This is a genomic window from Haloferax sp. Atlit-4N, assembly GCF_003383025.1.
Taxonomy (GTDB): Archaea; Halobacteriota; Halobacteria; order Halobacteriales; family Haloferacaceae; genus Haloferax; species Haloferax gibbonsii.
Window position 1 is genome coordinate 687 of the sequence record NZ_PSYY01000020.1, and the last position, 5,037, is coordinate 5,723.

Sequence of the window (5,037 nt, forward strand, 5' to 3'; positions counted from 1 at the left end):
ACTCCGGGTCTCCACAACCTCTCGATCCAGGAGAACAGCGGGCACATGGCCCGTGGATGATCACGATACCTGAAAACGGAGACGCACGTGCTGAACAGATTCCCCTGGCAACCATTCGCTACGACCGGGTTTCGGTTGACCTCTCCGGGGTAGACGACTCGCAAGAAGCGACCTCAGTCATTTCGGAGGGAATCAAGGAACACGTTCGATCTGAACTCGATACGAGATCACTGGAACTCAGCCTCGTTCGAGTTCATCTTACCGGCCGGACGGATGCGCATTCGGCGCTTGTCGATCAGCATCGGTCGATGGAGCGTGACCTAGGATTCCGGGAGGGATCGGTTTCGATCCGGATCGAGTCGATTGACATCGATACCCGCCCGGCAATTGATCTCGAAGACCTTGCAGAAGGGGACAATGCAGCTGCGTACCTTGCTGACCTCCTGCTCGAGATCGAGAACGGCGATCCTCGCGAGACCTACGGTGCCGTAGTCGATGACTCATTAGCAGCGGTACGGCGGGCTCAGAGTGCGAACGCATACAACCCGCTTCGACGCGAAACCGAACTCAAAGATCCGGACGACACTGACGCTATAGAGCATCTCGAACAGCAGGCACGGGTATTGCTTGATACCCTACTCAGCCAAAAGGAGGGTAACGCGTGACCCGAGACCCGATCTGCTTCGAGGAAATCCAGATCGTCCAAGCTCCTGGATTCGAAACTGGCGGCTTCTCTGTCGACGACCTGTGCTCCGGCATCAATGTCGTTCATGGACCGAATGCGGCAGGAAAGACGACGCTCGCGGAGTCACTCGAATGGCTTTGCTGGCCCGAGACTGCCGACGAACGTGTGTCTCTCGTAGGACAGCTCTCGCTGAACGGTGAAGACTGGCGAGTCGAAGTCGACAATGGGCGCCCAAGCTACCAACGTGACGGCCAGGAGACGAACGGTCCGAGCCTTCCTTCAGCCGACCAACGCGACCGCTACCGTCTCTCTCTCCACGACCTGCTCCAGCGAGACAATAACAACGAATCGTTCGCCGAGATAATCGAGCGAGAATCAGCAGGTGGCTATGATCTCTCCGCAGCATACGACGAACTCGATTATTCGGGCTCCCCGAGTCAAGCCAATAAGAACGTCGTACAGAACGCAACGGGAGCGATTCAGAAGTTGCGTGAGGCACGAAACGACGTTTCCGAACTACGCCAAGAGCAGAACGAACTTTCTCGGCTCCGTAGTGAACTGGAGGCGGCGCGTCGAGTACAAAAACGATCCAAACTGTTCGAGCAGGCAATAGACTACGCACAGGCGAGAAACGAACTGGAGCAGGCAGAATCCAGGCTCGACAAGTTCCCCGATATCTTAGAGCAGGTCGACGGGGACGAAATCGAACGCGTTCGATCCCTCGAGACCGACATCGACGAGTGGACTGATAAAAAAGATGAAGCAGAGGAAACGAAAACGGACGCTCAGGAACGGCTTGACGAGGCCGATCTACCTGAAGAAGGCCTTCCGATAGGACGTGTCGACCATCTGAAGCAGCGTCGTGATGACCTTGATTCTGCGGAGGACCAAAAGCGAGATCTCCAGGGAGACTTGGCTGACGCCCAACGACGGCGGGAAACTGCCCGAGAGGACATTCCACTAGATGTCGACACTAAGGACCTCGTTGGCCTGGAACCCGTTACGTGGAAGACTGTCTCGAAGTTCGCACGAGAGGCTGAGGAACTCCAATCAGAGCGTGAAACCCGGAAGGCCGTCCAGCGACTACTGGAGGACGAGGAGTATCCTGACACCGATTTATCCACTCTCCAACGTGCGAGCCAGTCGCTGGAGGAGTGGCTGGCTGCTTCCGTTTCTACTGAGTCGAACGACGGTTCGGAAGCATTCCGAATCGCTGTGTTTTCGGCCGTTTCTCTTGCCTCGACGGGCATCGCACTGGGTCTACTGGTGCACCCACTGTTGTTTTCTATCCTGCTAGTCGCCGCTGGTGTTTTCTGGTACGGGTTGCGCGTCCGTTCACAATTCGCAGATAGAGGGGATTCTCAAGAGCCGCATCGCGAGTCGTTCGAAAAAACCGGCCTGAAATCGCCGGCGGCGTGGAACGAAGACGAGGTCCGGTCTCGGCTGATCGGACTGTATGACGCAATCGCAGAGCACAAGCTGGCCGAGCGACGTTCCGAATGGCGCGATAGCTTGGCGACGGATTCAGACACTCTCGAACAGAAAGAGCGGGATCTGGAGGAAACGCGAGCCAAACTCCAAGACCAGTTGGGTGCCGCGCCAGATGCGTCTGATGTCGAACTCGCCGTGATATCTAAGCGAGTACTCGACTGGCAGCAAGCCCACGACGAGGTTGAAGGGATCGAAGAGAGCATCGAAACCGTCGACGAGCAGATTGCGACCGCCCGCGAGCAACTCCAAACGAAACTCGGTCCTTACGGTTACGACGCCATCCAGAGTTCCGGCGAGGCGACCGAGGCAATCCGGAACCTCGAGAACCGTGAACAGCAACGCGAAGCTGCACAAAGGGACCTCGACCAAGCTGTTGGGACAATTCAGGAAGCGACCGAGAAAATAGATGCGCTGGAAGACGAACGCGACGAAATCTTTGCGAATCTGGATGTCGGCTCCGAGGACCACGATAGGTTAGAGGAGCTCTGTGAGCAGGTCGAATCATATGACTCAGCTGGGGAGGCAGTACGAGAGGCCGAGATCCGGGCGAACACGGAGGCCGAAGAACTCGAAAACTACCCAGAGTTCGAACCAGAACTCAAAGAGCAAGAGGTTGCCGACCTCAGAGAAGCCCTCCGCGAGGCGGAACGAACTGCCGAAGATTTCGACGACCTGCAGTCCCGGATTGCCGATATCAAGGCGGAGATCAGACAGGCGCAATCAGACGATCAAGTTGAAACGGCGCTTGCAGAGCGTGACCGGGCGCTCGATGATCTAAGAGACCAACTTGACAGTGACTGTGCTGCGATGGTCGGCGATGTACTGGTAAATCACGTTCAGGAGGCAACGATGGAGACTAGTCGCCCGGACGTCTTCAAGCGTGCTCGTAGCATCCTGTCAACAATCACCCGAGGCCAATATCGATTGGACTTCGACGAGAACGAAGCCGAGTTCCGTGTGTTCGACGAATCCAAACAGAAGGGGCTTGCGCTCAATGAGCTTTCGAGCGGCACTCGAGTGCAAGTCTTGCTCGCAGTCCGTCTCGCTTTCGTCGAACAGCAAGAACAGGGAGTTCGAATCCCACTCCTCTTCGACGAGACACTTGCCAACACCGACGACCGCAGGGCAAAGACAATCATCGAGTCGACGATTGAACTCGCCCGAAACGGTCGTCAAATCTTCTATTTCACCGCACAAGGCGACGAAGTAGCAAAGTGGAATACTGCACTGAAGAGTGCGGACGGCGTTGAGCACGAAATCATCGACCTCGCAAGCGTTCGCGATGTCGACGACTCCGTCCATATTCCCGATCTGGAATCTATCGAATCGTTCACTCCGAAGGCACCCACTCCAGCCGGCCACAACCATGCCTCATATGGGGACGAACTTGAGGTTGACCCGTTCAATCCGCACCATGGTGTTGGGACCGCGCACCTGTGGTACGTTGTCGATGATGTCGAAACCCTCCATCAACTCATGGAGCTCGGAATCGAGCGCTGGGGGCAGTTGAACAACCTGCTCCAGTGGGGTAACGGAGATCTCTACTCAGTAGGTTCCGACCAGATACCGGTAGCCAAAAAGAACGCTGCGGCGCTTGAAGAGTTCATCGATGCCTGGAAGGTAGGTCGTGGCGAGCCTGTTGATCGGGAGGTTCTCGACGCTTCTGGCGCCGTGAGCGGTAACTTCATCGACGAAGTTACTGCACTTGCCGAATCGGTCAATGGTGATGGGAGACAGATTGTCAATGCCCTACACAATGGCGAAGTGAATCGCTTCCGTAGTGGGAAAGCGAACGAATTGGAGACGTATCTCGAAGAGAACGGCTACATTGAACCTCGTGATACCTTGGATCGTGGCCAGATTCGTGCCCGCGTTATCGAGCGCTACGTCGACGAAGGTGTCCCCCGAGAAGAGGCCAAAGACAGGACTGAGAACCTCCTTTCACGTGTGAAAAATAACTGACATATTGTCACTGACTTCGGTTCTTGTTCCTTGCTACCCATCGTTTTCGGGTCTCTATCCCACCAATGAAGACATGGATGCAAGCTAATCACACAACTTTGGAGGATGGAAGGGGTACGTGTCTTCTCAACGAGGATCTTGCGCTTGAATCAAACCTAGTGACGAGTTACCTGCATTTTGACTCGTTTCTCCGGAAACGGTGACTGGCGCCTCCAGGACACTCTGAGTTCTGATGGTCTACTGATAAACAAGGCGAGTGCCTCGGGGCTTGATCCCTACTGTCCAATCGATAGAGGATGTTTGGGAGGCCGTTTCTGCGTGGAAGACGGCTCGCCGCTGGGTCGGCCTTCTTGAACGGGCATTAACAACCGAGTCGGGCGACGCTGCTGATCAGCGACCGTTGGTATGATAGGGCGGGATGAGAGTAGTGAATCTAACTCAGTCTCTGGTGCCCCAGTTGATTTTGACCGCTTGGACGTCATCCGAGGTCGGTTTGGTACCGACGAGCGGTTTACTCAGATCATTGATCAACCTGAATTCGCCCCTGAACGGCTAGTCTGTGTGTACGATACACGGTTCTACCCATCGAATGTTCAAACTGCTCGGGTAGAGATTGTCTGGTTCGAGAACGGCGATTTTTCGCTACACTACCACGATCACGAGCAAAGAGCATTCGGTCACCGATGGGACCGTCATCCATCGGACCACAATGCCCGCAACCACATCCATCCGGGGCCAGATGCACCGGCGCCTGGAGACGATTCATCCCACCCAGGAGACTGGCGTGATGTCCTCTCGATGGCCCTTGTCGAGATTGAAGCTAGGCAGCGTGCATTCTGGGAAGGCTGACCCTCCCGCTATGGTATCAACTCACTCTGCCTGTCGTACGGTTTCAGCGA

Annotated in this window: 2 protein-coding genes and 1 pseudogene; all 3 read left to right on the plus strand. The window is 55.6% G+C overall.

What is annotated here, in order from left to right:
- A pseudogene (locus C5C07_RS22020) lies at window positions 1-665 on the plus strand (DNA repair exonuclease); the annotation flags it as partial.
- Window positions 662-4,138 carry an AAA family ATPase gene (locus tag C5C07_RS20170; protein WP_115806022.1) on the plus strand — a complete coding sequence of 1,159 codons (3,477 nt, stop codon included), beginning with the start codon at window positions 662-664 and terminating at the stop codon, window positions 4,136-4,138. The pseudogene C5C07_RS22020 and the gene C5C07_RS20170, both read left to right, overlap by 4 nt.
- A gap of 405 nt (window positions 4,139-4,543) precedes the next feature.
- Complete coding sequence (locus tag C5C07_RS22260; protein WP_115806023.1) at window positions 4,544-4,987, plus strand: hypothetical protein; 444 nt, start codon at window positions 4,544-4,546, stop codon at window positions 4,985-4,987.
- The last annotated feature ends 50 nt before the right edge of the window (window positions 4,988-5,037 follow it).

Coding starts and splice junctions, on each gene's coding strand:
- C5C07_RS22260 (WP_115806023.1), top strand. CDS start 4,544: ATGATAGGGCGGGATGAGAGTAGTGAATCTAACTCAGTCTCTGGTGCC.